Annotated in this window: 1 protein-coding gene; it reads right to left on the bottom strand. The window is 66.6% G+C overall.

The window, feature by feature from the left end; all coding sequences use genetic code 11:
• On the bottom strand, positions 1 to 1,490 hold a 1,490-nt coding region (locus A6723_RS21420), incomplete at both ends, for a VCBS domain-containing protein (protein ID WP_218188783.1).

Genomic DNA, 1,490 nt, shown 5'->3' with positions numbered 1-1,490 from the left:
GCCGACGGCCAGGTGGTCGAACGCGGTGCCGGGGGTGAAGGTGTAGCTGCCATCGGCGTTGAAGGTCAGCGAGCCTTTGCCCTGGGCGATATCGCTGGTCAGCAGGTAGCTGGCGATGGTGCCGTCGACATCGGTGGCGGCCGGAACCTGGCCCTGGAGAACGGTGTTCTCTTCAGTGGTGGCGGTGTCGGCGTAGGCGATGGGCGCGTCGTTGGTCCCGGTGACGGTAATGGTCAGGGTCTGGGTATCGGTCGCACCGTGYTCGTCGGTGACGATGTACTTGACCACGATGTCCTTGGTCTCGCCTTCGGCGAGGGACTGGTAGGCCGGGTTCTTGCCGTCGAAGGTCCAGCTGCCGTCGGTCTTCAGGGTGAAGCCGGCCGGCGGGTTGCCGGAGACGCTGAAGCTCAGCTTGGCGCCATCGTCCACGTCGGTGGCGGTGAGCTGGCCCTTGCTGACCTGGTCTTCCACTGCCGCAGCGGTGGCGGCATCAGCGCGCGGRGCATCGTTGGTGCCGGTGACGGTGATCACCAGGGARCTCTGGGTGCTCGCGCCRTGYTCGTCGGTGACGGTGTAGGGCACGTTGATGACCTGYACCGCACCRGCYTTCAGGTGCTGGTAGGCGGCATCGCTGGCGTCGAAGCTCCACTTGCCGTCGCTGCCCAGGGTCAGGCCSGCCGGGGCGGCCTGGTTCAGGCTGAAGGTCAGCTGGGCGCCGTTGTCGACGTCGATGGCCTTGAGCTCGCCGCTGATCTGCGCGTCTTCGCGGACGAAGGTCAGCGAGGGCAGGGCGATCGGCGTGTCGTTGGTGCCGGTRACGGTSAGSGTCAGGGTGTTGGTGCTGGTGGCGCCGTGTTCGTCGGTGACGGTGTAGTCGATCGACARGACCTTGGTCTCRCCGGCRGCGAGGCTCTGGTAGGCCGGGTTCAGGCCGTTGAAGGCCCAGGTGCCGTCCTTGAGCAGGGTGAAGCCGGCCGGYGCCTTGTCGTTGAGGCTGAAGCTGAGCTTGGCGCCGTCGTCCACGTCGGTGGCGACCAGTTTGCCGAAGCTGAGCTTGTCTTCRGTGCCCGCTGCGCTGGCAGCCTGGGCCACCGGCGCATCGTTGGTGCCGGTGATGGTGATGGTCAGGCTGCTGGAGCTGGTGGCGCCGTGYTCATCGGTGACGGTGAACGGCACCTGGATGGTCTGGGTGGCMCCSGCTTTCAGGTGCTGGTATTCGCTGACGCTGGCATCGAAGGACCACTTGCCGTCGGCRTCGACGCTGAAGCCGGCCGGGGCAGTCTTGTCCAGCGTGTAGGTGAGCTTGGCGCCATCGTCGGCGTCGGTGGCGGCGAGCTGGCCGCTGATCTGCGCATCTTCCTTCACGGCGCCGCTGGTGGCGCTGGCCACCGGTGCGTCGTTGCTGCCGGTAATGGTGATGGTGATGGTCTGCGGGTCGCTCAGCGCGCCGTTGTTGTCCTTCGCCTGGTAGGTGAAGGTGACGTTCTCGC

Origin of the sequence: Pseudomonas sp. AU11447, from assembly GCF_001672555.2 — a bacterium.
GTDB classification, from domain to species: Bacteria; Pseudomonadota; Gammaproteobacteria; order Pseudomonadales; family Pseudomonadaceae; genus Pseudomonas; species Pseudomonas nitroreducens.
This window is presented reverse-complemented; position numbering and strand designations above follow the sequence as displayed.